A 25216-nucleotide genomic window follows, 5' to 3' on the forward strand; every position below is an offset into this window, starting at 1 on the left:
GGGATCACTGGATGTCGCGTCGCCGACTGCCGTTTTCGCTCACGCTCGCAGCGGGCCTCACGCTGGCCGGCGGTCTCGCCGCAACCGCTGTGCTGACGGTCGCCGTCAGCCGTCTCGAATACGACAACAAGGCGCTGGCCTTCGAACAGGGCACCGGTGTGCGCGTGGCCGCCCTGCGCCAGGGCATGGACGATGCCGTCGAAGTCCTGAACGTCACCAACCAGCTGTTTACGACCGTCCAGCCGGTCACGCGCGCGCAATTCCACGATTTCACGACCCCGCTGCTGCAGCGTAATCCGTACATCCGCGCCTTCAATTTCCACCGCGTCGTGGAGGGCAACGAGCGCGCCGCCGTCGAGGCGGAATTGCGCCAGTTCCAGCCGGACCTCGTCCTGCGCGAGATGCAGGACGGCAAACGGGTGCCGGCACCGAAGCGCCCGCGCTACAACGTGGTCGACTATCTCGAACCGATGCAGGGCAACGAGGCAGCCCTCGGCCTGAACGTCAGCGAATACCAGCAGGTGACCGAAGCCCTCGCGCGCGCCCAGGCAAGCGGCCGCGCCGCGCTCACGGGCCTGCTGCGCATCGCCCAGGCACCCGGCGCGCCCAGCTTCGAAGTGCTGATGCCCGTCTACGCCCAGGGCGGCAAGCTGCTGGGCGATACGGCCGCCGTGATCTACGTGCCGACGCTCGTCAAGGCGGCACTCGCCCGCGCCGGCCTGCTCGACGACCACAGCATCCAGCTCCGTTTTTACGCGGGCGGCCGCGCCGATCCGGCACACCTCGTCTACGCGAGCCGCGACGGCGTCGCGACCGAGTCCCCCATGGCGCTGCTGGCGGCCGGGTACACGGGACGGTCCCTGACGACGTTCACCGTCGGCGGGCAGTCGTGGTCCGTGGAAGCCATCGCCACGCCCAACCCGTGGCTGGCCGACCACCTCGGCTCGACCCTGCTGCTGGTCGGCGGCGTGCTGTCGACCCTGCTCCTGTGCGCCTTCGTGCAGGCGGCCGGCGAGCGCGCGCGCAAGGTGCAGGAACTGGTGCGCGAGCGCACCGCCGACCTGAAGCTCACGAACCAGCGCCTGATCGACGACGTCATCGCGCGCAAGCGCACCGAGAAGGCCCTGCAGGAAAGCGAGCAGCGCTTCCGCCAGCTGGTCGCGATGTCGTCCGACTGGTACTGGGAACAGGACGAGGAATTCCGCTTCACGCACGTGACCGGCGACTTCACGGAAAAATCCGGCATCGCCACCGAGCGCGTGCTGGGCCGGCGCCGCTGGGACTACGTGCCCGCGCTGACGGACACGGAGCTGGGCCGCGACCACATCGCCACCCTGGAAGCGCACGACCCGTTCCGCAACCTCGAATACCGCGTCGTCGACGACAACGGCGAGGAGCGCTGGTTCTGCATCAACGGCCAGCCGACGTTCGACGAGACGGGCCGCTTCACCGGCTACCGCGGCACCGGCAGCGACATCACGGCGCGCAAGGTCACCGAGCAGCGCGTGCACCACGTGGCCCAGCACGACGTGCTGACGGGCCTGCCCAACCGCTCGCTGCTGCAGGACCGCCTGGGCCAGGCCGTCGCCTACGCCACCCGCAGCGGCCACCAGGTCTGGGTGATGCTGATCGACCTGGACCGCTTCAAGTTCGTCAATGACAGCATGGGCCACAAGGCCGGCGACGTCCTCCTGATGACGGTCGCGGCGCGCCTGCGCTCGTCGCTGCGCGATACCGACACCGTGGCGCGCCTGTCCGGCGACGAATTCGTCGTGATCCTGTCCGAACACACCGACCAGCCGCTCACCGCGGATATCGTGCAGCGCGTCATGGATTCCGTCGCGCAGCCCGTCATCCTGGGCACCAAGGAATTCTTCGTCACGTGCAGCATCGGTGTGGCCGCCTTCCCGAGCGACGGCACCCCGGCCGACAACCTGATCGAGCACGCGGACATCGCCATGTACCGCGCCAAGAAACTGGGCCGCAACAACTTCCAGTTCTACACACCGGCCATGAACGAGGAATCGCTGGAGCGCGTGCGCATCGAAAGCGCGCTGCGCAACGCCCTCGAACGCAACGAATTCGTGCTGCACTACCAGCCGCAGGTCGACCTGCAGACGGGCCGCATCGTCGGCATGGAAGCGCTGATCCGCTGGAAGCATCCGGAACTGGGCATGGTGCCGCCGGGGCGCTTCGTCGGCATCGCCGAGGACACGGGCCTGATCGTGCCGATCGGCGCCTGGGTGATGCGCACCGCGTGCGCCCAGAACAAGGCGTGGCAGGATGCGGGCCTGGGCAAGCTGCGCGTGGCCGTGAACCTGTCGGCACGCCAGTTCAGCGCGGCCGACCTGCTGCCGGGCATCGAAGCCGTACTCAACGACACGGGCCTGGATCCGTCCTGCCTCGAGCTGGAGCTGACGGAAAGCCTGTTCATGAGCGACGTCACGCCGGCCGTGGAGTTGCTGCATCGCATGAAATCGCTGGGCGTGAACCTGTCGATCGACGATTTCGGCACGGGGTATTCGAGCTTCTCGTACCTGTCGCGCTTCCCGATCGACGTACTGAAGATCGACCGTTCGTTCGTCAACGACATCACGCACGACGCCAACGACGCCGCCATCGTCGCCTCGATCATCGCGCTGGCGCACAACCTGCGCCTGTCCGTGATCGCCGAAGGTGTGGAGACGGCCGAACAGCTCGATTACCTGCGCCACCAGGGCTGCGACGAAATGCAGGGATACTATTTCTCGAAGCCGCTCCCGGCCCATGAATTCGAGCAATTGCTGCGTCAGCGACGCGGCCTGACGACCCCGGAAGACGAGCCGCAGACGGCCGTCGCCTGAAGAAATCTCGAATCCGCTTTAAGTTTGGATGACAAGTGCGATATTTCGTGCAATTTCCTGTGGCTTAATCAATATCGTTCTCATACAATACTCCGTGACTCTTTAGCAATACACTCACCGAGCATTGATGATGATGATGACTGAACTGAATATCGACACCGCCGCGGCCACCCTGGCGGAACGCAGGCCGCGCACCGACATGCGCACGCGCGACCTCGTCAACCAGGCCGTCGCGTCCGTTCCCACGCTGGGACTGCAGCGCGCCGCGGAATTCCTCGCGGCGATGGGCGTGCCGGCGGAGATCGCGGTGCGGGCGCTGGTGTACCCGAACCGCCGCCGCACCAATTAACCGGCCGTAGCCGGACGACTCACCCCTGCGCGGCGATGTCCGCCAGGGATTCACGTCCCCGCGCCGTCAGTTCGAACCCGCCTTCGGCCCGCGCCGCGATATGCGACTTGCGGCTGAGGAACTGGACGACGTCGTCATCCACACTCGCCGCCGGATCCGCCTCGATCGCCCGCAACGCCTCCACGCAGCGGCGCAGGAACAGCAGTTCGGTCCCCTGCGCCGTCAGCGCCAGGCTTCCGTTCTTCCCATACTGGATCAGTTTCAGGCCCGACAGCCGCTTCGCGTTGCGCCCGACACAGGCATTGACGCGGTCGGTCTTCGCGCCGCGCCGGATGAATTCGAGCGCGTCGTATTCGTCGCCCGTCAGTTTTAGATTCTTCATTACCACTTTCCAAGAGAACAAGCCCGCCATGGTAACGGCGGCGGGCCCTCTCGGCAACCTGTCAGGCCGTCAGCGCAACGCCCGCACGGCAGCCCAGACGATGCCGGCCCCCGCGAGGACGCCCAACGCCACGGCCGCGTGCATCTTGTGCGAGCCCAGCAGCGGGCCGCGGCCCAGCGGGATCTTGTTGTACAGGGTGGTGCTCATGCTTCTCTCCTCCGAAAGTCGTTGGCCTCAGGCCTATTATTAAAAAGTTCCTAAAAGACATATGTGCGCCAGCGTACACAAGTGGCGATCCTATTGCGCGCCGGGACCCGACATGGACTGTTAGTATCGCGCCAACACGACAACGCAATGGAGCACACCATGAGAACCGACATTCCGAAACCGGATCCGGGCGCCGACGCCCCGCCCAACATGCACGAAGCGGACATCGGCAGCGGAGAACGCTCGCCCGGCCAGCACGAAACGGACGAGATGATCCGCGACATCCCGAAGCGCGGCAGCAACGACGGCAACAAGCAGGACGCCGCCAAGAGCGGCAACCAGCAATCCACGCCTAACAAGACCTGAACCTCGGGCCTGAACCTCGTGACAAAGGATGGGGCGACACGACGGTCCGCCCCATCCTCTTCCCTTCACATCCTCACGCCGCCTTGATGGGCGGTTCCGGCGCGTCCGGCTCCTTCACCGGTGCGCGCGCCGGCGCCGGCACGTCATCCGGATCGGGCCGGGGCTGCGGCGGCGGCAGCTCCGGGTCTTGTGTCGTGGGATCCGGCGTGGAATGTGCCCGTTTCTGGTCCTGTCCCTGGGCCTGTTCCGGCAAACTCATCGGTTTTCTCCGGCGAACGGGCTCAGCGGCCCTCTTTCTGCTTGGCCCCGCCGCCGGCGCCCTTGCCCTTGCCGGCCTTCACGGTCGACATGTGGTCGTGGCTGCTTTTCTCCTTGACGCCCGCCTTCTGTTTCTGGACGTCTTCCTCGGACTGGTTACCCGACTGCTTGTTCTGGCTACCGGTGGATTTCGATTGGGTCATGATGATCTCCTTATGGTTGCGGTTGACGTTGTGTGCAGCCTAGCATGGAAGATCGCGGCGGGTTTTCAATCGTGCGGGCCGCATTCACTCTTGCTATAGTCGAGCCCATGACTCGCCTCGCCACCCTCGCGCTCACTCTCGCCATGACCTCTACCGTGCACGCCGCCCCGATGACCCTGGACGACTACCTGGCCCTGTCCGGCCCCGCGCCCGCCGCCACCCTGCGCTACGGCGCCGCACCGTCGCAGTACGCCGAACTGTTCCTGCCGTCCGGCACGGGACCGTTCCCCGTGGCCATGCTCGTGCACGGCGGCTGCTGGACGAAGAAATTCGGCGGCATCACGCAGCTGCGCAACGTGGCGGGTGCCCTCGCCGCACGCGGCATCGCCGTGTGGAACGTGGAATACCGCCGCGTCGACGAGACCGGCGGCGGCTACCCCGGCACCTACCAGGACATGAACGCGGCCCTCGACCTGCTCGCGCGCACGGCCAGGGAGCACCCGCTCGACCTCGGCCGCCTCGTGGCCGTCGGGCACTCGGCCGGCGGCCAGCTCGTGCAATGGCTGGCGGCACGGCCCCGCATCCCCGCAACGAGCCCGCTGTACCGCAAGGATATCGTGCCCGTGCGCCAGGTCGTCAGCCTGGGCGGCCTGGCCGACCTGCGGCGCGAGGCGGCCCTGCTGAAAACCAGTTGCGGCCGCGAGATCGTGGAACTGGCCGGCACACCCAGCACCGACCGGCCGGACGTCTTTTCCGACACGAACGCGGGCGACCTGATGCCGAACGGCAGCCGCACGATCCTGGTCACCGGCGAGCTGGACACGGTCTCGCCCCCGCGCGTCGCGCACGATTTCGCCGCCCGCGCCCGTGCAGCCGGCGACAGCGCGGAGGTCGTGATCCTACCGGGCGCCAGCCATTACGACGAGGTGGCGGCGACGTCGCCGGCGTGGCCGCGCGTGCTGCGCGCGATCGAAGCGGCGCTGGGTTTATCGGACGCGCGCTGACGCGGTTCAGTCGGGAAAGACGACCTTTTTCGCGAGCCGCTGGTCGACCACGAGGTCTTCCAACGCGACGGCGACGCACGGCAGGATATACCCCTCGCGCTTTTCGTCGAGGGACAAGCCTGGCCATTCCACGAGATAGCGCACCTTGCCGCCCGCGAGCCGGCAGATGCACGTGCGGCACGTGCCGTTGCGGCAGGAGCTGGGCAGGTCGATGCCGGCCCGTTCGGCGGCGTGCAGCACCGTCGTCTCCGTATCGGTGTCGAAGGACCAGCCGGACGGCTGCAGGGTGATGGTCAACGTGGTCATGCGGCGGATTGTACCGCCGACCCTGCCATGGTGGGTTCGTTCCCGCACAGAGTCCTGTCTTGCACGGCACTAACCTGAAGCCAACGCATCTTCAGGCAGGACACCATGTTGAAAACGACCCGCATCCCCCTCTTGATCGCCCTGCTGGCCGGCCTCGCCGGTCCGGTGGGCGCCGCGCAACCGCAGGCGCAGCCGGCCGCACGTCCGAACGCGGCGGCACCGCCGCAAGCAGCGGCGCCGGCCGCGCAGCACGCCCCTGCTACCACGCAGGCCGCCGAATCCGAGCGGCTGCTGCGCGCGCAGGTGCTGCTGGACCGCGCCCACTTCTCGCCCGGCGAAATCGACGGCGCCTACGGTTCCAACATGCGCCAGGCGCTGGCCGGCTTCCAGAAGGCGCGCGGCCTGGATCCGACCGGCAAGCTCGACGACGCCACCTGGAACGCGCTGAACACCGATCCAACGCCGACCCTGCTGACGTACACGCTGGCCGACACCGACGTCGCGGGCCCGTTCCAGCGCGTGCCGGACGACATGATGGAAAAAGCCAAGCTGCCCACGCTCGGCTATGCCACGCCGGCGGAAGGCCTCGGCGAAAAATTCCACGCCAGCCCGGCGCTGCTGGAAAAGCTCAACCCCGGCAAGGACCTGGGCCGCGCGGGCGAGCAGATCGTCGTCCCGAACGTCATCGGCACCCCGGCGCTGACGCCGGCCGCGCGCGTCGTCGTGTCGAAGGAGGCCCGCATCCTGCAGTTGCAGGACGCCGGAGGCACCGTGCTGGCCCAGTATCCCGTGTCGAGCGGCAGCGACCACGATCCTCTGCCGATCGGCAACTGGAAGATCGAAGGCGTGCACCGCAACCCCACGTACCACTACAACCCGAAACTGTTCTGGGACGCGAAGCCGGGCGACAAGAAGACGACGGTCGCGGCGGGCCCCAACAACCCGGTCGGCGTCGTGTGGATCGACCTGACCAAGCCGCACTACGGCATCCACGGCACGCCGGTGCCGGCCTCGGTGGGCAAGAGCGAATCGCATGGCTGCATCCGCCTGACGAACTGGAGCGCGTCGGAAGTGGCGGGCCTCGTCCAGGCGGGCACGGAGGTCGTGCTGCAGGATTAAGACACCAAGAAAAAGGAGACGGCGATGAGATGGTTGATGACCTTCCTGCTCGGCGTGCTGGTGGGCGCCGGCGGTCTGTTCGTCTGGCTGCGCCAGATGCCCCACGACCCCGCGACTGCACCGGCCGTGGCCACGAACACGGGCGCCCTGCCCGCACCGCCGCCGCCATCGAACGGCATCGACGGCAAGCTGCCGCCGGCGCCGCAGGTGATGCCCGACCTCACGGAACTCGACCTGCCGCTGCGTCCCGCCGCGTCGGACACGCCGGCCGCCGCATCGGGCACGGCACCCGCACCTTCCGTCCCGCCGGGCAAGCTGCTGGTGCCGGTCGACGGCATGCCGTTCTCCAAGCTCACCGACATGTACGACCAGCCGCGCGGCACCGAACGCCACCATGAAGCGCTCGACATCATGGCGCCGAAGGGGACAAAAGTGGTGGCGGTGGCGGACGGCAAGATCGCGAAGCTATTCACGAGCAAGCCGGGCGGGCTGACGGTCTACCAGTTCGATCCGACCGAAAAATATGCCTATTACTATGCGCACCTGGACCGCTATGCGGACGGCCTGCAGGAAGGCGCGCAGGTCAAGCGCGGCGACCTGATCGGCTATGTGGGCGCGACCGGCAATGCCGATCCGAACGCGCCGCACCTGCACTTCGCCGTGTTCGAGCTGACGCCCGAAAAGCAGTGGTGGAAAGGGACGCCTGTGAATCCATATCCGTTGCTGCAACCCTGAAGTTTTGCTTTTCGGCTCCTCCTCAGCCATTGCGCTAATATTGAACAAAAACGCTGGCTGAGGAGACTATGAAGAACATCGATCGACGCCGTCGCGCCGTATGCATGGGCATGCTGGGCGGACTCGCCGGACTCGCCATCGGCAATGCCGCCCGCGCACGCCCGACCATCGACGAGGCCACGCGCGTCTTTCGTCTCGACGGCGGCGCGGTCACGTATGCGTTCGGTGTCAACGCGGATGGCCATCTGCAGACCATGTACTGGGGCAGCGCCTTGTCCGCGGACGACCGGCTGCCGGCGCCTGCGCCCGTCCCCGAAAACTCCAGCAACGAAACCTCCATCACCGTCACGCCGTTCGAGTATCCCGGCTTCGGCGCGGGCCTGACGGTGGAGCCGGCGCTCAAGGTCACCTTTCCCGACGGCGTGCGCGACCTGGACCTGCGCTACGTCGACCACCAGCTCGACGGCGAACGCATCGTGGTCAGGCTCAAGGACGTGAGCCGCGCCGTGCACGTCACGCTCGCCTATGCCATGGATGCCGCATCCGGCATCCTGTCGCGCAGTGCCGTCGTCGAGAACCGGACGAACGGCTGGATCCAGGTCGACCAGATGGCGGCGGCCAGCATTAACCTGCCTTACGACGACGACTATCGTCTGTCGTACCTCACCGGGCGCTGGGCCGGCGAGTTCGCCCTGCAAACCCGCCCCGTCGGTCCCGGCGCGACGGTGATCGAGAGCCGCAAGGGCGTCACCTCCCATCAGGCCAATCCATGGATTGCGCTGAGCCGGGCCATGACCGAAGAGGAATCGGGTCCTGTCTGGTTCGGCGCGCTGGGCTGGAGCGGCGCGTGGCGCATCAGTGTCGACATGGATGCGGTTGGCGGTGTCCGCGTGACGGCCGGCTACAACCCCTTCGATTTCGCCTATCGGCTCAAGCCCGGCGAACGCCTCGCCTCTCCCGTGTTCCACGCCGGGTTTTCCGGCGATGGTTTCGGCGGCGCGTCGCGCCTCTTCCACCGCTATCAGCGCACGCGGATCCTGCCGGAAGCACCGGCATTGCGTCCGCGCCCCGTTCTCTATAATTCGTGGGAGGCGACCGAGTTCGCCGTCGACGAAGCGGGCCAGATGGCGCTCGCCGACAAGGCCGCCGGCCTCGGCATCGAACGCTTCGTCGTCGACGATGGCTGGTTTGGTGCGCGCAACAGTTCGAAAGCGGGCCTGGGCGACTGGGTCGTCAACACGAAGAAATTCCCGAACGGGCTGACGCCACTCATCAAGCGCGTCAACGACCTGGGCATGGAATTCGGACTGTGGGTCGAGCCGGAGATGGTCAATCCGGACAGTGATTTGTACCGGGCCCATCCGGACTGGGTCATCCACTTTCCGGGACGTGCGCGCTCCGAAGCCCGCGACCAGCTGGTGCTCAACCTGGCGCGTAAGGACGTCTATGACCATCTCCTTGGGGTGCTGGACAAGCTGCTCGCCTCGAACAACATCGCCTTTCTCAAGTGGGACCATAACCGCGCCTGGTCCGAACCCGGCTGGCCGCAGGTGCCGCCTTCCGAGCAGCAACGCTTGTACGTGACGTATGTGGACAATCTCTACAAGCTGCTCGGCGAGCTGCGCCGGCGCCACCCGAAGGTCGAGATCGAATCCTGCGCCAGCGGCGGAGGCCGTGTCGATCTTGGCATCATGGCCCTGACCGACGAGGTCTGGGTGTCGGACAATACAGACCCGTACGACCGGCTGTTGATCCAGGACGGCTTCAGCCAGGCCTATGCGCCGGCGATCATGATGGCATGGGTCACCGACTCGCCCAACTGGGTCAACAAGCGTGCCACGTCGCTGGCATACCGTTTTCTGTCGTCCATGCAGGGCGCGCTCGGGATCGGCGCGAACCTGAACCACTGGACTACGCAAGACTTCGCGGAAGCGAAGCGGCTCATTGCCGAGTACAAGCGTATTCGCGTGACCGTCCAACAAGGCAATTTGTACCGGTTGATATCGCCGCAGGGCGGCTCGGCACGATCGGCGACGCTGTCGGTCGCGCAGGACGGCAACCAGGCCGTCCTCTTCGCCTTCCTTCACTCCGGCGGCATGCGTAATCCGGCGCCCCATATCCAGTTGCGCGGACTCGATCCACGGAAGGTGTATACGCTGCGCGCCATTGCAGGCGGCGTGGCGCCGCGCACTCCGAAACAGGCGAGCGGCGCCTATTGGATGGGACAAGGGATACAGCCCAACCTCGCCGGCGATTTCCAGGCCGCGGCCATTGTCCTGGAAGTCGCCTGACGAGGTGCGCCTTTACTGCCCCGCTGCTTCGTCCACGTCCGCGCCCACGTTGATCGCGGCATACGCCCGCTGCACGGCAATCGCTTCGCGGCTGCTCTTGCCGTAGAGCTCGCCCGCCGCCTCGATCATCTTGGCGCGCGCGTCCGCGTAATTGGTGCTCGACGTGAACTTGGTCGTGTTCGCCTTGAACCAGATCCGGTAGGCCTTGTCGAGACCGATGCCCGTCATCGCGGCCGGGGTCTTGACGAGGTATTTGCTGTAATAGTCGCCGGCCTTGTCCGCACTCGAGCCTTGCGCGAGGAAGTAGAACATGCGGTTGTTCGGGCCGCTGCTGTAGTGCACGTCCAGGCGCTTGATCGAGCTGTTCCAGGCGTCCGGGCTGCTGCCGTCCTTGCTCGGGCGGTACATCCAGCGCAGCGGCGTGCCCGTCTTGCTGATCTCCTTGCCCAGCACCCAGTCGTTGCCCGCCAGCGGGATGGTGTCGCCCTTCCCGCCCCCGCGCGCATACGCTTCGACGGCCTCCCCGTTGATGTCCGACGACGATTCGTTCAGGCCGCCCGACTCGCCGGAATACGTCAGGTTCGACGTGGCGGCCGTCACGCCGTGGCCCATCTCGTGGCCGATCACGTCGATCGAGCCCAGGCTGTTGAAGCTGGAGCCGTCGCCGATGAACATGCAGCGGCACGTGTCGCTGTAATACGCGTTGTCGTACGCCGTGTTGACGTGCGCCGCGATGTACGTCGCCGTGTTGTGCCCGTCCAGCGACAGCCAGTTGAACACGTTCTTCATCGTGTCGTACGTGTTCATTAGGCCCCACATCGCGTTCACGGCGGCCGTCTGGCCGTTCGCGTTCGTCGTCGAGCCGCCGTTCACGTACTGCTTGCCGTCGCCCCATGTGTTCGTATCGTTGACGTAGACGCTGCCTGCGCTCGTGCCATGGTTCGCGTTCGTGATCGCCATCGCGCCGAACGTGCCGCCCGTCCCGCGGGCATCGTCGATCATCCTGTATTTGCCCTCGCTGAGCGTCGTGTTGATGGGCACGTCGCCGTTGTATTGGCTGTGGCCCACGCCCACCACCGTCTGCAGCATGTTCCACTGGGCCAGGATGGCGCCGTCGCGGGCGCTGACGATGGTGTCGTGGTACACGGGCTTGTCGCCGACGACCATGCGCGTGTGCACGAGGTAGGCGAGTTCGTAGTGATCGACGACCTCCTGCACGTCGAGCGCGTTGAGTTCCTGCTCCTGCTTATCGCGCGCGTCGGGCACGCGTTCCGTGCGCATCGCGGGCCAGATGATCAATTCCGCGCTGGGCGGCGTCTCGTGGCGCGCCGAGGCACCCAGCGATGCCAGCGCCGCATCGATCGCGGCCTTCGACGAGATCGCCGGCACGACGCTGAAATCGGTGCCCGGCCCGGCGTCCGCCTTGGCAAAATTGGCGCGCTGCCCGGAATCGGATTCGGACAGGATCTTGCCGTTGGCATCCAGCACAAGCACGGATTCGAAACCGAAGATGCGCACGTTCTTGTACGTGTGGGCCACGCGCGCGATCTGCGTGCCCTGCGTGCCGGGATGCCGGGCCATGACCGCATAGCCGAAGCGCGCATCCTGCCCGCGCGCGGCGCGGCGCGCGTCCAGCTGGGCCAGCAGCGCCGCGTCGAGCTGCGGGGACGCGGCGACCGCCGGGCTCATGGTGCCTGGACCGGACGCGCCCGCGGGCACGACGACAGCCAGGGACAGGGCGCCGAACGACGCCAGCAACATCTTGCGCTTGTTCATGAGATTTCCTTTCATTGAGCGGGCACACCGATGCAGTGTGGCCGAGCTCGCTCAAAGGAACTTGCTCAAGCGCAAAAAGCCCCACGGCGCTTGCGGCAGCCGTGAGGCGATCTTCAAAGACGCGCATGCCGGTGCGCGCGGGCGCACCTTACGGCACGATCAGCGCTCGCGCCGGCGCATCAGGTACACGGCCGTGCCGACGACGGCGCCGGCCAGGACAGCCTTCTTCACGAGGCCGGCCCGGTTGTGCTCCCACTCGGCCTTGATGCCCATCTCGGCCAGCACGTTCGGCACCTTGCCGTGGGCCAGGTCCTCGCCGATGCCTTCGACGACGTTCACGCGGTCCGCGGCGAGCAGCAGGAGCCAGTGGCGCAGGTCGTTCTCGGCCCAGCGGAAGGCCACGCGCCGCATCATGCCGGACAGGCCTTTCGGCGGCTGCGCGGTGCCGAAGATCGGCGTGATGCCGGGGCGTTCCGTCGACACGAGCACTTCCACGTTCTCCGGCTGCTGCGGCAGCTTGCCCTCGTGCGGGTGGATGAAGCGCGCGGGCATGCGCTCCATCGGCACGGCCGGGCGGTTCTTGCGGTCGAGGTCGGCGCCCCAGCCCTGGATGTGCGACAGTTCCTCGCGGCTGGGCCGGCGCGGGCCTTCCGCCATGTCGCCCTGCAGCGGGTGGGCATGCACGTGACCGGCATCGTCGTCGTGATGGTGGTGGTGATGGTGGTGCTGCGCACCGGTGTCGGTTTTCGCTTCCATGACGTCTCCTCAATGCAGTGCGCTGGCATTCACGGCCTGGACCTCGCGCGCGGACGGCGGGATCAGGACGGTCTTGATGCAGTTGTCGAGTTTGCTCGAGAAGATGTGGTACGCGTCCGCCACTTCTTCCAGCGGCACCCGGTGCGTGATGATTTCCTTCGGGTTCAGCCGGCCTTCGCGGATGTGTTCGATGAGGCGCGGCAGATGGCGCTTCACGCTGGCCTGGTTCATGCGCATCGTGATGCCCTTGTTCAGCGCATTGCCGATCGGGACCGCGTTGAACGTCGGGCCGTACACGCCCACGATCGACACGTTGCCGCCCTTGCGCACGCTGTTGATGGCCCAGTGCAGCACGGTCGAGGCGCCGGCCTGCACCTTCATCAGGCGGCCCGTCAGCGTCTGTGCGATGGAGCCGGCCGCGTCGCCGCCCACGGCGTCGATGCAGACGTCGGCGCCCATCCAGTCCGTCATCTTCTTGATGTGCTCCGCCATGTCGTTCACTTCGCGGAAGTTCACGATTTCGCACTGGGCATAGCGCTTGACGAATTCGAGGCGGTACTCGACCTCGTCGACGACGATCACCCTGCCCGCGCCCATCAGCCACGCGGACTTGGCCGCGAAGATGCCGACCGGGCCGGCGCCGAAGACGACGACCGTGTCGCCTTCCTTGATGTCGCCCATCTCGGCGGCCTGGTAACCCGTGGGGAGTGCGTCCGTCAGCAGCACGGCGTCGTCCAGGTGCAGGTCGTCGGGGATCGGGTACGGGCCCACGTCGGCCATCGGCACGCGCACGTACTCGGCCTGGCCGCCGTCGTAGCCGCCGGCCGTGTGCGAATAGCCGTAGATGCCGCCGACGGCGGTCGCCTGCGGGTTCGTGTTGTGGCAGTTGCCATAGAGTTCGCGCTGGCAGAAGAAGCAGGAGCCGCAGAACAGGTTGAACGGCACCAGCACCCGGTCGCCGGCTTTCAGCGTCTGCACGTCGCGCCCGACGTCCACGACTTCGCCGATGAACTCGTGGCCGAACGTGTGGCCCACGCGTGTATCGGGCACCATGCCGTGGTACAGGTGCAGGTCGGACCCGCAGATGCAGGAGCGCAGCACGCGCACGATGGCGTCGCCCGGGTGTTCGATGACGGGATCGGGCTTGTAATCGGCGCGGACGCGATACGGTCCCCGGTAATTCATTGCCAGCATAATTCCTCCTCGTTGGTTGACTGCCCGCCGCAATGGACGAGGCGTGGACAACACGGTATGTCAAAACACTAAGGAAGGCGATACGCGCACGGAAACGAACGGGGGTTACGGAACACTTTTTTAAAGATTCGTAGTGCTTTGTTTTTAAAAGGAAACGGCCGCACGCGGCGGCCGTTGGGCGGGAACGAAGCACGCTCAGAGCTGGCGCGCCTCGAACGTATTGCACTGCTGTACGGAACCCGTCTCCAGTCCGCGCTTGAACCAGCGCACGCGCTGGGCCGACGTGCCGTGCGTGAACGAATCCGGCACGACCTCGCCGCGCGACTGGCGCTGCAGCGCATCGTCGCCGATGGCGCTGGCCGCGTTCAGCGCGGACTCGACGTCGCCCTGTTCGATGATCTGCTTGGCCTGGTTCGTGTGGTAGGCCCACACGCCGGCGAAGCAGTCGGCCTGCAGTTCGAGCCGGACGGACGCGGCGTTGGCCTCGGTCTCGGACAGGTTCCGGCGCGCGCTGTCGACCTTGCCCGAGATGCCCAGCAGGTTCTGCACGTGATGGCCGACCTCGTGCGCGATCACGTACGCCTGGGTGAATTCGCCGCCTACCTGGAAGCGCTGCTGCATCATCCGGAAGAACGTCAGGTCGATGTAGACCTTGCGGTCGGCCGGGCAGTAGAACGGCCCGACGGCGGACTGGCCCGTGCCGCAACCGCCCGTGGACGTGCGGCCCGAGTACAGCACGAGGCGCGGCGGCGAATACGTCGCCCCGTTGGCGCGGAAGATCTGCGACCACGTGTCCTCGGTGTAGCCGAGCACGGTGCGCACGAACTGCGTCTCGCGGTCGTTCGCGGGCGGATGCGCGGGCGCCTGCTGGACCTGGGCCGGCGAGCCGCCCGACAGCAGGTTCAGGATCGTGGACGGCGAGACGCCGAAGAACCACGAGCCGAGCAGCGCCACGACGATCGTGCCGATGCCGACGGTCCCGCCGCCGATGCCGAATCCGCCGCCTCCCCCACCGCCGCGGCGGTCCTCGATGTTGTCGCTCTGCCTGTCGCCTTCCCAACGCATGATGTTCTCCTTGCTTGTTGTCGAGCCGGAGGACCGTCAGCGTTCCCTGGCACGCCTGATCTTCACCGACCCCATGTTTTCGCGCACATCCTTGAGGCGGAACTCGTCGTCCACCGCCAGGCCGGCGCGCTCTTCGTCGTGCAGTACGCGTTCGTGGCGCTCGCGTTCGACCTCGCGCTCCAGTCGCTCGCGAAGGGTTACGTCCGGCGTCGTTTTCATGGTCGTCCTCGTCTGTAGGGCCACGCGTCCTGCATCAGCCCGTCCATTGTGCATACGGCGCGCGGCCGCATCTGTTCGAACTTTCACATAAGCCGCATCATGCCACACGGTGAACCCCGCCTGCATGACAGCCCGTCCACGTCTCTGTGCGCCCCCGAACGGACGCGGGCGCGCGCGCCATGCATGCTGGCGCGCATGACCCCGACCGCCCCCACCTTCGCCCACCACGACGCGCTGGCCGCGCTCGGCCGCAGTCTACAGGCCACCGGCTACCGTTTCGTGACCGTCACTCCCGCCACGCACCGCCGCGTCAACAATCGTCCGGAAAATGCCTGGGCCCACGACCTGCGCGGCGTGTTCGGCTGGAGCCGGCCGTACCGCACCGGCGTGCTGCCGGAGACCATCGACGGCCAACTGCGCGCGGCCGGGCTGGCGGTCCCCGAAGGCCCGGATGGCTGGCGTGCGGACGTGCGCGCCTCGACCATCGGCGACCACCTGTACTTCCACTCGGCCTGGCCGACATCCGACGAGGACGCCGTGTTCTTCGGCCCCGACACCTACCGCTACACGAGTGCCCTGACACGCATGCTCGGCCCGCACGGGGCACTGCGCCGGCCGGTGCGCCGCGCCATCGACATCGGTGCCGGCGCCGGCCCGGGCGCGATCGAACTGGCGCTGCGCTGCCCCGACGCCACTGTCTACGCGGCCGACATCAATCCGGCCGCACTGGCGCTCGCGGATGTCAACGCGGGCCTGAACGGGGCGCACAACGTCGTACCCTGCCGCAGCGATTTGCTGGACGGGATCGACGGCGGCTTCGACCTCGTCATGTCGAACCCGCCCTACATCCTCGATCCGGACGAGTTGACGTACCGCCACGGCGGCGGCACGCACGGCGCCGAGCTGTCGATCCGCATCGTGCATGCGGCGCTGGACCGGCTGCATCCCGGCGGCAGCCTGCTGCTGTACACGGGCGTGGCCATCGTCGACGGCGCCGACCCGTTTCTCGCCGCCATCCGCGACCGTCTCGATGCGGACACGGACGGCTGGTCGTACGAGGAGCTCGATCCGGACGTGTTCGGCGGTCAGCTGGGCTGCGAGGGCTATGAAAACGTGGAACGCATCGCGGCCGTGTGGCTGCACGCCATCCGGCGCGGGTAAGTGGCCAACCAAGCGCCCGCCGATCGAGACGATCGGGCAAAACGCTGCCGCATCCGGGCATGGCCGCCGCGTGCCCGCGCCCCGAGAATGACCTCCTCAGCACCATCACGAGGAGACCTGCCATGCAAGCCGCACGCCCCGCTGTCGCTGCCGCGCCAGCCGTTCCGACCACCCTGTCTTATCTGCCCGTCGGCCTGTTCGGTGCCGTGATGGGCCTCACCGGCCTCGCGCTCGCGTGGCGCCTCGCGCACCAGGCGTTCGGCGCGCCGGCCATCCTCGGCCAGGCCATCGGCGTCGTCGCCGTGCTCACCTTCGTCGCGCTGGCGGTCGCGTACGGCGTCAAGGCCGCGGCAGGGTGGTCCACGGTGCGCGCCGAGTTCTCCCATCCGGTCGGCGGCAACCTGTTCGGCACGCCGCTGATCAGCCTGTTGCTGCTGCCGTTCCTGCTGGCCGACGTCAGCCTTGGCCTCGCCCGCCTTGCGTGGGTGCTGGGCGCCGTCGGGATGACCGTGTTCGCGTGGACCATCGTCACCCGCTGGCTGTCCGTGCGCCACACGCCGGCCCAGGTGGCGCCGGCGTGGATCGTGCCGGTCGTGGGCATGCTCGACATCCCGCTGGCCGCGCCGCTGCTGCACTGGGACGGCCTGCATGGCGTGATGGTGTTCGGCCTCGCCGTCGGCCTGTTCTTCGCGCTGCCGCTGCTGGGCATGCTGCTGTCGCGGCTGATCACGGAAGACGCCCTGCCGCCCGCGCTGCAGCCGTCGCTGCTGATCCTGATGGCGCCGTTCGCCGTGGGCTACTCGGCTTACACGACCACGTTCGGGCAGGTCGATGCGTTCGCCCAAGGACTGGTCATGGTCATGCTGTTCCTGCTGCCCGTGCTGCTGGCGCGCCTCGTCCACCTGCCGGCGTGCTCGCCGTTCCGCGTGGCGTGGTGGGCCGCCAGCTTCCCGCTCGCCGCGTCGGCCGTGACGGCGCTGCGCTACGCGGCGGTGGCCGACAGCCCGCTCATGGATGCGATCGCGCTGCTCATCCTCGGCATCGCCACACTCGTCATCGCCCTGTTCGCCGTGCAGACGCTGATGGGGATTGTGCGTGGCCGGCTGCGTGAACTGAGTTAGATAGCCTTAAACGTCGCCCCGCGCAGGCGGGGGCCCAATTTGCACGCGGTATCGCGACGCATGCAAAATTAGGTTCCCGCCTTCGCGGGAACGACAGGGGGTGGCTAGATGGTCACGAGGCCGTTCTTCATCGCCATCGCCGCCGCATGCCCGCGCGTGGAAACGTTCAGCTTGGCCATGAAGTTGCGCACGTGGACTTTGACCGTCCACGGGCTGATGCCGAGGATCGTCCCGATCGCCTCATTGGTCTTGCCGACGCAGACCAGTTGCAGGACTTCGCGCTCGCGGCACGACAGCTCGACGTCCGGCGCGCGCTCCTTGAGCCGGTAGTGCGTGCTGAGCGCCGCGTGCAGGTGCGGCACGAGTAGCTGCAGCAGCCGCTGTCTTTCTGCGTCGCCGTCCGTCACGCCGGCAAAGCAAAAATAGCTGGTCGCGCCGCCGTGCAGGTCCTTCACGCCGTGCGCGATCATGTTGCGCATGCCGTGCTGCCGGAACGACGCGAGCCACCCGGCATCCTCCGGTTCGACGAACGCGGCGCGCGCGGTCTCGTCGAAATAGACGGGCGTGTCATGCATCAGCCAGTGGCGGATCATGGGGCTGGCGATGCGGCCGCCCCGGTCGACGATGCCGCCGACGAACACGTCGGGAAAGCCGGCATTGACGACGTCCAGCACGGCCACCGGGGCGACCGTTGCGATGCCGCACACGAAACGCTCGTGCGGCAAAATCTGCTGCAGCAGCGGATACACGTCGTCCAGAAAGCCCGCGCGCGTGTCGATGCCATGGCAGGCGGAGAACAGGGCAAGGATGCGATGATCGATGGGTGAGTTCATGCCCGCAAGGATGCGCCATCGCGACACGGCGCGCATGCCACATCCGTGGGGGGAAATGCGCCTCAGCGGACGAGTGCGGCCAGTTTGTCCGTGCGCGCGGCCCAGTCGGCGGCATCCGGCAGTGCCGGCTTGCGCTGCGTGATGGGCGGCCAGCGCCGCGCCAGGTCCTCGTTCAGCGCCAGCCAGTGCAGCTGATCCGGCGCCAGCCCGCTCTCCGCCACGATGGCGCCGACGGGACACTCCACTTCGCACAACCCGCAATCGACACAGCGCTCCGGGTCGATGGCGAGGAAGTTCGCGCCTTCATGGAAGCAATCCACGGGACAGACCTGGATGCAGTCCGTGTGCTTGCAGCCGATGCAAGGTTCGGTCACGACATACGTCACGCTGCCTCCCGTTACGCGGTGAGGCCGCCGTCGACGACGAACGTCTGGCCCGTGATGTAGGCGGCATCGCTGGAGGCGAGATAGGTCGCGAGCGACGCCACTTCGCGCACCGTGCCGAAGCGGCGCAGCGGGATGCCGGCGCCGAGGGACTTCAGCTTGGCCTCAGGGATGTCGGCCGTCATCTCGGTCGTGATGAAGCCCGGCGCGATGGCGTTCACCCGCACGTTGAAGCGGCCCAGTTCCAGCGCGAGCGAGCGGGTCATGCCGATCATCGCGGCCTTCGTGGCCGAGTAATTCGTCTGCCCCACGTTGCCCTTGAAACCGGACACGGACGACATCTGCAGGATCACGCCGTCGCCCTCTTCCACCATGGCATGCGCGAAGGCGCGGGTGACGTAGAACGATGCGTTCAGGTTGGCGTTGACGACGTCCGTCCACTGTTCGCTGCTCATGCGCATGAGGACCGCGTCGCGCGTGATGCCGACGTTGTTCACGACGGCATGCGGCGCGCCCCGCTCGACGAGCAGCCCGCGCGCCAGCGCGTTGACGGCCTCCTCGTCCGCGCTGTCGCAGCAGTGACCCGTCGCGTGCGCGCCGATGTCCGCCATCTCGCACACGAGTTCCGCGGCCGCCTCGTGCGAGCGCTGGTACGTGAACACAACGTCGTAGCCGGCCGCGCAGAACGCGGCGACGAGACCGCGGCCGATGCCGCGCGTGCCGCCCGTGACCAGTACCCACTGTATCTTTACTGCGTTCGAATCCATGAATGATAGTCCTTGCTTGAAGATGAATGATAGAGAAAACCGAGAATGGCGCCGCGGTAGGCGCCGGGGAATGCCTTGCGCACTTCCAGGTGGCCGCAGTCGGGATACACGCGCACGCTGGTCGCCCCGCAGGCCTCGCGCAGGCGCGCCACCTCGGCCGGTGCGATGAACGGGTCGTCGCCGCCGAACAGGAACAGCCGCGGCAGATCGTCCGGCAGCGGCAGCGAGCGGAAGATCGGACGCGTGCCCGTCGCATCGGCCCAGCGGCTCGTGCTCATGCCCCGCATGACGGCACCCGTCACGCCGCCGCCGAAGAAGCGCGCGACCGTCGCCGGCACGCTGTCGCACAGCACCGACGCGAACGCCGTGCGCCCCGTCGCGATGGCGTGCAGCGCGTGAAAGGCGCCAAACGACGCGCCCAGCACGTGCACGGGCAGACCGGGCCAGCGCTCGTGCGCCCATTCGCCCACGGCGACGACGTCTTCGGCGAACGACACGCCGTCGACCGTGCTGCGGCCGAAGCCCTTGAAGTCGAAACCGACGACGTGGTAGCCGGCATCCGCCAGCCACTCGTGGTAGCCGTGGTTGAAGAACCAGTGCATGCCGTATTTGACGAACGGGTGGCACAGCAGGACGACGCCGCGTGCCGGCACGCGCCGGCTGGCGACCACCGCGCCGGCCAGCCAGCTGCCGTCCGTGCTCGTGTGGACGAACGGTTCCAGGCCCGCCGGGCCGTCGCCGCGCCAGCCGAACACGGGCCGGAACAGCGTTCGCATGAGAATCCCACCCGCTAGGCTGCCCATTGCTTCGCCTTCATCTCGGCATACCCGAACGCGGCCTCGTAACTGGGGCCGGCCACCCAGGCGCTGAGAAAATGGACGCCCGCGATCGGGAACGCGTGGTGGAACACATGGCCGGACAAGTCCGTCCCCACCATCGCGCCATAGCCCGCTCCGTCCGTGTTGTTGGTAAAACGCTCGTACGTGCGCGGCGTCGACACTTCCGTGTAGACGACATGCCCGCGCAAGCCCGGTTTCGCGGCATACAGCCGTTCGAGCATGACGTTCAGCGCGCGCGCCTTTTTCAGCTTGTAGGCGGGCGACCGGCGTTCCGGCCAGTGCGCCATCGTGTCCAGCACGTTCAGGCAGACGATGCGCCCGCCGCTCGGATTGAGCGCGTGGTAGTTCGTGACTTCCATGACGCTGTCGCGCCAGTAGGCCCGTTCGCACGCTTCGTCGCCGTCACAGACGGCGCGTGCGGCGCGGCTCGCGTCGGCGCCGGATGCGAAGATCATCGTCTCGGTGCTGGCGAGGCCGAGGTCCGCCGGCGCCGCGTCCGTCGTCAGGTACACGGTCGTCGTCGAGCGCGACGGTTTCAGGTTCTTCAGCTTGCGCCGTATGGGAGCCAACGCCGGCCGGTCGTCGAACAGGGTGCGCAGCGCGTAATGCGGCGCAGCGTTCAGGTACACGCGGTCCGCGTAAAAATCGCCCCTGGCCGTCGCAACGCCACGGACCTTGCCGGCGTCGTCGCTGAGGATCTTCCGGACCGCGGTCCCCAGCAGCACGTGGCCGCCGGCCGCGACGATACGGGCCGCGAGTACGTCCGACAGGCGCTGCGACGCGCCCTCGACGTAGGCATTGCCCTGCGTGAGCGTCGCGTACACGACGTGCAGGAAGTACAAATAGCCCAGGTCTTCCGGGAAGCCGCCCACGTAGATGCCGGTGGCCGCGAGGATCTCCCGCAGCCACGGGTCGTTGATGCGCTGCGCGAGCGCATCGGCCACCGTCACGTGCTTCAGGTGCTTGTGGGCGTAGCGCAGCTGCGCGAAGTCCGGCTCGAAGGTCCCGTCCATCATCTGGAACTGGTGGTAGCCGTTGCGACCGTGGACCGCCACCTCGTCGAAGAACCGGTCCAGGCCAGCGCGCTCGTGCGGGAAGCGCTCGTGCAGCGCCTGGCGGAAAGCGTCGACGCCGTTGCCGAAGCGAATGGCGCCGCCGGGCAGGCAGGCCTCGAAATAATCGGCCGGCACCTTCAGGCCCAGTTCCGCATCGAGCCCGAGGTCGGCGAAGATCCGGCGCAGATTGCCGCCCTCCCCCATGCCGCTCAGCTTGTGCAGGCTGCAGTCGAAGGCGGCGCCCGCCTTCGGACGCTGGAACACGGTCGCATAGCCGCCCGGCACGCCGTGCTTGTCGATGACGAGGATGCGTGCGCCGGGATGCCGCTTCACCACCTGCGCGCCGAACGCGAGGCTGGTGATGCCGGCACCGACGCAGATCGCGTCCCAACGGCTGCCGGCGTCCATCACGAGACTCCCACCTTGCGCAGCCAGGCATACAGCGGCGCGAAGCGCTTCTCGTTGAGCGCCAGGCTCCGTTCCGAGAAGCGCACCGCGTCGATCGCGGCCTGGTCGTCGCAGGCGATCGGGAACGCGAACGACGTGTGGCGCGCGATCTCCGGGTTGTACGTGAACTGCGGGACGAGGCGCGCCATCAGGCCGAGCATCATCTGGCGCATCTGTGCGGCCTGCACTTCCGGCGCATGTTCGAAGAACGACTCGCCGACCCAGCGCCCGAAGGCGATGTGGCGCGCTTCCTCCAGGTGGTGCTGATGGAACATCTCGCGCGTCAGCGGTTCGACGACATCGTCCTGCGACACGAACATGGCGGACAGCTCGGCCACCCATTCGAGCAGCAAGGTCGCGATGATGCCGGCCACCGGATGCATCTTCGGCAGCTGCACCGTCAGCATCTCGTGCAGGCCGTCCGGTGGGCCGAACAGCGGCAACCGCGCCAGCTTCATGTAGCGCCGGAACATCAGCGTGTGCATGATTTCCTCTTTCGAGAAGATCATCAGGTATTCGCGCACGTCCGGCGCCAGCGCATCCGCGTGGGCGTTCAGGTAGCCCATGTACAGCGGCGGCAGCGTCTGTTCGAGCAGGATGAACATCGACACGTCGCGCGCGTTTTCCAGCCACAGCACCTCGTGGCGCTGCGCCTCCGTCAGCGCGTCGAACCACGGGGTGCCGTAGATCCAGCAGTGCTCCATTTTCTTGGGCACGCCCTGGCGGTCGACGCCCTGCCGCCACGGCACGACCTGGTTCAGGTCCATCGGCGCCGCGTGCGACTTTTCGATCAGGGTTTCCACGCCGAGCCGGCCGCGCGGGCTGAGCGGGATGATGGGCGGTTGACCGGTCATCACGCCACCGCCGCCTGCGGCTGGTTCGTCTCGATGTACGCATACAGGTCGCCCAGGTTCTTCAACTGGCCCGATGCGAACAGCTCCGGCGTGATCTCGACCTTGAACTTCTTCTTGATGCGCAGCTGGATTTCCACGTAGTCCAGGCTGTCCAGTTCCAGTTCCTCGAACGTCAGCGCCGGGATGAGCGTCGACTCGTCGACGTCCTTCAGTTCCACGATCGCATCCTGCAGGAATTCGGCTACATTCATTTGTTACCTCCGTTGATTAGTTAGGGATATCAGTGTCGAACCTGGCGACCAGGCCGACTTCCACCAGCATGACGAGACGGCCCGCACACAGGACCGGCAGCGCGACGACGCCGCCGATCTGATTGCCGCTGGCGAGCAATTCGGGCGTGAGCAAGGCGTGATGCAGTCGGTTCCACTGGTCCGCATCGGCGGAGGCGTCGAAGAACGCCGCGTCGAACGTGACCGTGTGGCTCGATTGCACGACCACCCGCGATGCAGGCGCGCCGCCGGACAGGCGCATCATGTGTGCGTGCGCCAGGCGTTCGAGGACGTGCAGCCGCGAGCGCATGAATTGGGAAAACACGACCGCATCGAGTGCGATCCAGCGTTCGCGCACGTGCGGGTACGTGGCGAAGAACCGGTCGAGGTGCGCGCGTTCGAGCGGCTTGCCGCGCGGCGTGTCGCCCTGCAACTGGGCCGACGGGTCGCCCACCCGGCCATATGTGCCGCGGAAGTGTTCCGTCTTGCCCGTGGTGTCGTGCAGGCGGAACGCGATACCGTCGGCCGCCGGCTTCGTCGTGAAGACGACGTCGCGGTCGTGCGCGATGGGGTTGCGCAGCAGGGTGCGGAACTTCATCCAGCCGTCGGGTGCGACGGCTTGCGACGCGGCTTCCTTCATCGGCATCATCGCGAGCATGCCGTGCACGATCAGCGCATCGAGGCCGGCCGCGCGGGCGTGCGCGAGGTCGAAGTGGATCGGATTGCGGTCGCTGGAAAACTGCGCCCACTGCTCCACCGCGGGCATGTCGAACGACAGCGTCAGCGGCATCGGCGCGGCGGCCAGGTGTTTTGCAGTCTGCATCGCCCTCTCCTTACGCGCGCCCGACGACGAGGGCGCTGTTGGCGCCGCCGAAGCCGAAGCTGACGTTGAGGGCCGCATCGATCCGCTCCACCTGGCGGTGTTCGTTCGGCGTGTAATCGAGGTCGCACGCGGGATCCGCTTCGTCCATGTGGATCGTGGCCGGGATGATGCCCGTCTCCAGCGTCTTCAGGCAGAAGATCGTTTCCATCGAACCGGCCGCGCCGATCAGGTGGCCCGTGTACGACTTGGTGCTCGACATCGGGATGCCGGGCGCGCCGTCGCCGAACGCGGACTTGATCGTGTTCGTCTCGTTGACGTCGTTGATCGGCGTGGACGTGCCGTGCAGGTTGATGTAGCCGATGCGGTCCGGTGCCTGGCCGACGGCCTGCACGATCGCCATGTGGCGCGCGCGCAGGTCGTCGGCGGGCGCCGTCATGTCGTACGCGTCCGAGTAATTACCGTAGCCCGTGATCTCGCCGAGGATCGCGGCGCCGCGCGCCAGCGCATGCTCGCGCTCTTCCAGGCACAGGACGGCGGCGCCTTCCGCCAGCACGAAGCCGGTGCGGCGCGCGCTGAATGGGCAGCAGGCGCGGCGCACGTCGTGCTGTTCCTTGCTCAGGGCCTGGATGACGTCGATCGACCAGACGTTGAACGTCTCCTTCAGCGATTCGCTGCCGCCGGCCAGCATCACCCTGGCGCGGCCGGACTTGATGACTTCATAGGCGTCGCCGATGGCGATGGTGCCCGTCGCGCAGGCCGCGACCGGCGTGTTCTGGTAGCCGCGCATATTCCAGTTCAGCGCGACGGCGGCGGTGCCGATGCTGTGCATGGACATCAGGGTGGCGAACGACGACGACAGGCCGCTCTCGCGGTAATCGTTGTTGTTGTCGTTGACCGAGTCCATGCCGCCCCAGCCGGTGCCGATGATGGCGCCGATGTCGAACGGGGATTTCACGAACCGGTGAATCTCGTCGGCGCTGCCGAAGGCCATCTGCAGGGCTTCGCGCGAAGCGACCAGGGCGTTCTTCGCGAACGTCGGCAGCATTTTCAGCACGGCTTTCGGGAAGCCGGCGTAGCGCTGGCGCCTGTCTTCCATGAAGCTGAAGAAGCGGGCATTGATCTTGGGGTCGGGGAACTCGGTCAGCTGGTAACCGACGCGGTAATTCATGATCGCGTCCCAGATTTCCGGGACGTTTTCGCCCAGGGCGGAGACGGCTCCGTAGCCGGTGACGACGACGCGTTTGGGGTGCATGTACTTCTCCAATCGACGTGAAAGGTTAAATTTCGATGGGAGAAGTGTTACTTGGATAGGGTGGGCGGACAATACTCCGATCGGGTTATCGGGGGGTTGTCCCTCCCTGCGGGGGGTGAGTTTGTGGCGCGCGCCTCGGCGCATATGCGACGCTTGCGATTCTCTTACCCACCGTCTATAATGCGGCCTCACGCGAAACGACCGCATGATGAAGTTACCAGGAGAGGTGGCAGAGTGGTCGAATGTACCTGACTCGAAATCAGGCGTACGGGTGACCGTACCGTGGGTTCGAATCCCACCCTCTCCGCCAAGACAAACAAGGCCCCATCGGGGCCTTTT

Annotated in this window: 28 protein-coding genes and 1 tRNA gene; 10 read left to right on the forward strand and 19 right to left on the reverse strand. The window is 67.0% G+C overall.

What is annotated here, in order from left to right; all coding sequences use genetic code 11:
• Positions 1-11: 11 nt before the first annotated feature.
• On the forward strand, positions 12-2843 hold the full coding sequence (locus P0M04_RS31470) for a bifunctional diguanylate cyclase/phosphodiesterase (protein ID WP_259452565.1): 2832 nt from the start codon (positions 12-14) through the stop codon (positions 2841-2843).
• 127 nt (positions 2844-2970) lie between these two features.
• Positions 2971-3192 carry a hypothetical protein gene (locus tag P0M04_RS31475; RefSeq protein ID WP_259452564.1) on the forward strand — a complete coding sequence of 74 codons (222 nt, stop codon included), beginning with the start codon at positions 2971-2973 and terminating at the stop codon, positions 3190-3192.
• Positions 3193-3211: 19 nt separating this feature from the next.
• Here the strand turns inward: P0M04_RS31475 and P0M04_RS31480 are convergent, their stop codons facing one another.
• Entirely contained in the window at positions 3212-3574 is a 363-nt protein-coding gene (locus P0M04_RS31480; RefSeq protein WP_259452563.1) for a hypothetical protein, read from the reverse strand.
• A 69-nt stretch (positions 3575-3643) separates the two neighbouring features.
• On the reverse strand, positions 3644-3781 hold the full coding sequence (locus P0M04_RS31485; RefSeq protein WP_176936574.1) for a hypothetical protein: 138 nt from the start codon (positions 3779-3781) through the stop codon (positions 3644-3646).
• A gap of 159 nt (positions 3782-3940) precedes the next feature.
• Between P0M04_RS31485 and P0M04_RS31490 the strand changes: the two genes are divergently transcribed.
• Positions 3941-4147 (forward strand): hypothetical protein, encoded by a 207-nt coding sequence (locus P0M04_RS31490; protein ID WP_259452562.1) that lies wholly within the window; start codon positions 3941-3943, stop codon positions 4145-4147.
• Between the two features lie 73 nt (positions 4148-4220).
• Here P0M04_RS31490 and P0M04_RS31495 read toward each other — a convergent pair whose 3' ends face one another.
• Together P0M04_RS31495 and P0M04_RS31500 are read right to left on the reverse strand one after the other, a co-directional pair.
• A complete protein-coding gene (locus P0M04_RS31495) occupies positions 4221-4406 on the reverse strand; it encodes a hypothetical protein (protein ID WP_259452561.1) in 186 nt (61 codons plus the stop codon).
• A 22-nt stretch (positions 4407-4428) separates the two neighbouring features.
• The gene (locus tag P0M04_RS31500) at positions 4429-4608 is read right to left on the reverse strand and encodes a hypothetical protein (protein WP_036234269.1); all 180 of its coding nucleotides are present in this window, start codon (positions 4606-4608) and stop codon (positions 4429-4431) included.
• A 107-nt stretch (positions 4609-4715) separates the two neighbouring features.
• Here P0M04_RS31500 and P0M04_RS31505 point away from each other — a divergent pair, with 107 nt between their 5' ends.
• On the forward strand, positions 4716-5612 hold the full coding sequence (locus P0M04_RS31505; protein WP_259452560.1) for an alpha/beta hydrolase: 897 nt from the start codon (positions 4716-4718) through the stop codon (positions 5610-5612).
• Between the two features lie 6 nt (positions 5613-5618).
• Here P0M04_RS31505 and P0M04_RS31510 read toward each other — a convergent pair whose 3' ends face one another.
• Positions 5619-5918 (reverse strand): 2Fe-2S iron-sulfur cluster-binding protein, encoded by a 300-nt coding sequence (locus P0M04_RS31510; protein ID WP_259452559.1) that lies wholly within the window; start codon positions 5916-5918, stop codon positions 5619-5621.
• A 105-nt stretch (positions 5919-6023) separates the two neighbouring features.
• Between P0M04_RS31510 and P0M04_RS31515 the strand changes: the two genes are divergently transcribed.
• The 3 genes from P0M04_RS31515 to P0M04_RS31525 all read left to right on the forward strand — a co-directional run bounded on the left by P0M04_RS31515 (position 6024) and on the right by P0M04_RS31525 (position 10063).
• Positions 6024-7037, forward strand: coding sequence for a L,D-transpeptidase family protein (locus P0M04_RS31515; RefSeq protein WP_259452558.1), 1014 nt, complete (start codon positions 6024-6026; stop codon positions 7035-7037).
• A 24-nt stretch (positions 7038-7061) separates the two neighbouring features.
• Complete coding sequence (locus P0M04_RS31520; protein ID WP_259452557.1) at positions 7062-7772, forward strand: M23 family metallopeptidase; 711 nt, start codon at positions 7062-7064, stop codon at positions 7770-7772.
• Between the two features lie 68 nt (positions 7773-7840).
• Positions 7841-10063 carry an alpha-galactosidase gene (locus tag P0M04_RS31525; protein ID WP_259452556.1) on the forward strand — a complete coding sequence of 741 codons (2223 nt, stop codon included), beginning with the start codon at positions 7841-7843 and terminating at the stop codon, positions 10061-10063.
• A gap of 12 nt (positions 10064-10075) precedes the next feature.
• Here the strand turns inward: P0M04_RS31525 and P0M04_RS31530 are convergent, their stop codons facing one another.
• The 5 genes from P0M04_RS31530 to P0M04_RS31550 all read right to left on the reverse strand — a co-directional run bounded on the left by P0M04_RS31530 (position 10076) and on the right by P0M04_RS31550 (position 15073).
• A complete protein-coding gene (locus P0M04_RS31530) occupies positions 10076-11839 on the reverse strand; it encodes a M4 family metallopeptidase (protein ID WP_259452555.1) in 1764 nt (587 codons plus the stop codon).
• A 159-nt stretch (positions 11840-11998) separates the two neighbouring features.
• Positions 11999-12595 carry a hypothetical protein gene (locus P0M04_RS31535; RefSeq protein WP_259452554.1) on the reverse strand — a complete coding sequence of 199 codons (597 nt, stop codon included), beginning with the start codon at positions 12593-12595 and terminating at the stop codon, positions 11999-12001.
• Positions 12596-12604: 9 nt separating this feature from the next.
• Positions 12605-13789, reverse strand: a complete 1185-nt coding sequence (locus tag P0M04_RS31540; protein WP_259452553.1) for a zinc-dependent alcohol dehydrogenase — start codon at positions 13787-13789, stop codon at positions 12605-12607.
• A gap of 195 nt (positions 13790-13984) precedes the next feature.
• A complete protein-coding gene (gene ypfJ, locus P0M04_RS31545; protein WP_259452552.1) occupies positions 13985-14854 on the reverse strand; it encodes a KPN_02809 family neutral zinc metallopeptidase in 870 nt (289 codons plus the stop codon).
• A gap of 36 nt (positions 14855-14890) precedes the next feature.
• On the reverse strand, positions 14891-15073 hold the full coding sequence (locus P0M04_RS31550; RefSeq protein WP_259452551.1) for a hypothetical protein: 183 nt from the start codon (positions 15071-15073) through the stop codon (positions 14891-14893).
• Positions 15074-15268: 195 nt separating this feature from the next.
• Between P0M04_RS31550 and P0M04_RS31555 the strand changes: the two genes are divergently transcribed.
• Both P0M04_RS31555 and P0M04_RS31560 read left to right on the forward strand, forming a co-directional pair.
• Positions 15269-16234: a methyltransferase gene (locus tag P0M04_RS31555; protein ID WP_259452550.1), complete on the forward strand. Its 966-nt coding sequence runs from the start codon at positions 15269-15271 to the stop codon at positions 16232-16234.
• Positions 16235-16356: 122 nt separating this feature from the next.
• Positions 16357-17355 (forward strand): SLAC1 anion channel family protein, encoded by a 999-nt coding sequence (locus P0M04_RS31560; RefSeq protein ID WP_259452549.1) that lies wholly within the window; start codon positions 16357-16359, stop codon positions 17353-17355.
• 104 nt (positions 17356-17459) lie between these two features.
• Here the strand turns inward: P0M04_RS31560 and P0M04_RS31565 are convergent, their stop codons facing one another.
• The 9 genes from P0M04_RS31565 to P0M04_RS31605 form a co-directional block, all read right to left on the reverse strand.
• On the reverse strand, positions 17460-18188 hold the full coding sequence (locus P0M04_RS31565; protein WP_259452548.1) for a helix-turn-helix transcriptional regulator: 729 nt from the start codon (positions 18186-18188) through the stop codon (positions 17460-17462).
• Positions 18189-18250: 62 nt separating this feature from the next.
• Positions 18251-18574, reverse strand: a complete 324-nt coding sequence (fdxA, locus tag P0M04_RS31570) for a ferredoxin FdxA (protein ID WP_259452547.1) — start codon at positions 18572-18574, stop codon at positions 18251-18253.
• An 11-nt stretch (positions 18575-18585) separates the two neighbouring features.
• Positions 18586-19338: a 3-oxoacyl-ACP reductase FabG gene (gene fabG, locus P0M04_RS31575; protein ID WP_259452546.1), complete on the reverse strand. Its 753-nt coding sequence runs from the start codon at positions 19336-19338 to the stop codon at positions 18586-18588.
• Positions 19320-20114, reverse strand: coding sequence for an alpha/beta hydrolase (locus tag P0M04_RS31580; protein ID WP_259452545.1), 795 nt, complete (start codon positions 20112-20114; stop codon positions 19320-19322). Before P0M04_RS31580 ends, fabG begins: the two co-directional genes overlap by 19 nt.
• A 14-nt stretch (positions 20115-20128) precedes the next feature.
• On the reverse strand, positions 20129-21640 hold the full coding sequence (locus P0M04_RS31585; protein ID WP_259452544.1) for a phytoene desaturase family protein: 1512 nt from the start codon (positions 21638-21640) through the stop codon (positions 20129-20131).
• Positions 21640-22533: a diiron oxygenase gene (locus P0M04_RS31590; protein WP_259452543.1), complete on the reverse strand. Its 894-nt coding sequence runs from the start codon at positions 22531-22533 to the stop codon at positions 21640-21642. The genes P0M04_RS31585 and P0M04_RS31590 overlap by 1 nt, the downstream gene beginning before the upstream one ends.
• Positions 22533-22784, reverse strand: coding sequence for an acyl carrier protein (locus P0M04_RS31595; protein ID WP_259452542.1), 252 nt, complete (start codon positions 22782-22784; stop codon positions 22533-22535). The genes P0M04_RS31590 and P0M04_RS31595 overlap by 1 nt, the downstream gene beginning before the upstream one ends.
• Positions 22785-22800: 16 nt before the next feature.
• Entirely contained in the window at positions 22801-23625 is an 825-nt protein-coding gene (locus tag P0M04_RS31600; protein ID WP_259452541.1) for a MaoC/PaaZ C-terminal domain-containing protein, read from the reverse strand.
• A 10-nt stretch (positions 23626-23635) separates the two neighbouring features.
• The gene (locus tag P0M04_RS31605) at positions 23636-24877 is read right to left on the reverse strand and encodes a beta-ketoacyl-[acyl-carrier-protein] synthase family protein (RefSeq protein ID WP_259452540.1); all 1242 of its coding nucleotides are present in this window, start codon (positions 24875-24877) and stop codon (positions 23636-23638) included.
• Between the two features lie 220 nt (positions 24878-25097).
• Between P0M04_RS31605 and P0M04_RS31610 the strand changes: the two genes are divergently transcribed.
• Positions 25098-25187, forward strand: a tRNA-Ser gene (locus P0M04_RS31610).
• Positions 25188-25216: the final 29 nt, after the last annotated feature.

This window comes from Telluria mixta (assembly GCF_029223865.1).
In the GTDB taxonomy this organism is placed as follows: Bacteria; Pseudomonadota; Gammaproteobacteria; order Burkholderiales; family Burkholderiaceae_D; genus Telluria; species Telluria mixta.

Excerpts from the sequence above, each read along its gene's own strand:
- P0M04_RS31470 (WP_259452565.1), top strand. The coding sequence starts at position 12 with ATGTCGCGTCGCCGACTGCCGTTTTCGCTCACGCTCGCAGCGGGCCTC.
- P0M04_RS31475 (WP_259452564.1), top strand. The coding sequence starts at position 2,971 with ATGATGATGATGACTGAACTGAATATCGACACCGCCGCGGCCACCCTG.
- P0M04_RS31480 (WP_259452563.1), bottom strand. The coding sequence starts at position 3,574 with ATGAAGAATCTAAAACTGACGGGCGACGAATACGACGCGCTCGAATTC.
- P0M04_RS31485 (WP_176936574.1), bottom strand. The coding sequence starts at position 3,781 with ATGAGCACCACCCTGTACAACAAGATCCCGCTGGGCCGCGGCCCGCTG.
- P0M04_RS31490 (WP_259452562.1), top strand. The coding sequence starts at position 3,941 with ATGAGAACCGACATTCCGAAACCGGATCCGGGCGCCGACGCCCCGCCC.
- P0M04_RS31495 (WP_259452561.1), bottom strand. The coding sequence starts at position 4,406 with ATGAGTTTGCCGGAACAGGCCCAGGGACAGGACCAGAAACGGGCACAT.
- P0M04_RS31500 (WP_036234269.1), bottom strand. The coding sequence starts at position 4,608 with ATGACCCAATCGAAATCCACCGGTAGCCAGAACAAGCAGTCGGGTAAC.
- P0M04_RS31505 (WP_259452560.1), top strand. The coding sequence starts at position 4,716 with ATGACTCGCCTCGCCACCCTCGCGCTCACTCTCGCCATGACCTCTACC.
- P0M04_RS31510 (WP_259452559.1), bottom strand. The coding sequence starts at position 5,918 with ATGACCACGTTGACCATCACCCTGCAGCCGTCCGGCTGGTCCTTCGAC.
- P0M04_RS31515 (WP_259452558.1), top strand. The coding sequence starts at position 6,024 with ATGTTGAAAACGACCCGCATCCCCCTCTTGATCGCCCTGCTGGCCGGC.
- P0M04_RS31520 (WP_259452557.1), top strand. The coding sequence starts at position 7,062 with ATGAGATGGTTGATGACCTTCCTGCTCGGCGTGCTGGTGGGCGCCGGC.
- P0M04_RS31525 (WP_259452556.1), top strand. The coding sequence starts at position 7,841 with ATGAAGAACATCGATCGACGCCGTCGCGCCGTATGCATGGGCATGCTG.
- P0M04_RS31530 (WP_259452555.1), bottom strand. The coding sequence starts at position 11,839 with ATGAACAAGCGCAAGATGTTGCTGGCGTCGTTCGGCGCCCTGTCCCTG.
- P0M04_RS31535 (WP_259452554.1), bottom strand. The coding sequence starts at position 12,595 with ATGGAAGCGAAAACCGACACCGGTGCGCAGCACCACCATCACCACCAC.
- P0M04_RS31540 (WP_259452553.1), bottom strand. The coding sequence starts at position 13,789 with ATGCTGGCAATGAATTACCGGGGACCGTATCGCGTCCGCGCCGATTAC.
- ypfJ (WP_259452552.1), bottom strand. The coding sequence starts at position 14,854 with ATGCGTTGGGAAGGCGACAGGCAGAGCGACAACATCGAGGACCGCCGC.
- P0M04_RS31550 (WP_259452551.1), bottom strand. The coding sequence starts at position 15,073 with ATGAAAACGACGCCGGACGTAACCCTTCGCGAGCGACTGGAGCGCGAG.
- P0M04_RS31555 (WP_259452550.1), top strand. The coding sequence starts at position 15,269 with ATGACCCCGACCGCCCCCACCTTCGCCCACCACGACGCGCTGGCCGCG.
- P0M04_RS31560 (WP_259452549.1), top strand. The coding sequence starts at position 16,357 with ATGCAAGCCGCACGCCCCGCTGTCGCTGCCGCGCCAGCCGTTCCGACC.
- P0M04_RS31565 (WP_259452548.1), bottom strand. The coding sequence starts at position 18,188 with ATGAACTCACCCATCGATCATCGCATCCTTGCCCTGTTCTCCGCCTGC.
- fabG (WP_259452546.1), bottom strand. The coding sequence starts at position 19,338 with ATGGATTCGAACGCAGTAAAGATACAGTGGGTACTGGTCACGGGCGGC.
- P0M04_RS31580 (WP_259452545.1), bottom strand. The coding sequence starts at position 20,114 with ATGCGAACGCTGTTCCGGCCCGTGTTCGGCTGGCGCGGCGACGGCCCG.
- P0M04_RS31585 (WP_259452544.1), bottom strand. The coding sequence starts at position 21,640 with ATGGACGCCGGCAGCCGTTGGGACGCGATCTGCGTCGGTGCCGGCATC.
- P0M04_RS31590 (WP_259452543.1), bottom strand. The coding sequence starts at position 22,533 with ATGACCGGTCAACCGCCCATCATCCCGCTCAGCCCGCGCGGCCGGCTC.
- P0M04_RS31595 (WP_259452542.1), bottom strand. The coding sequence starts at position 22,784 with ATGAATGTAGCCGAATTCCTGCAGGATGCGATCGTGGAACTGAAGGAC.
- P0M04_RS31600 (WP_259452541.1), bottom strand. The coding sequence starts at position 23,625 with ATGCAGACTGCAAAACACCTGGCCGCCGCGCCGATGCCGCTGACGCTG.
- P0M04_RS31605 (WP_259452540.1), bottom strand. The coding sequence starts at position 24,877 with ATGCACCCCAAACGCGTCGTCGTCACCGGCTACGGAGCCGTCTCCGCC.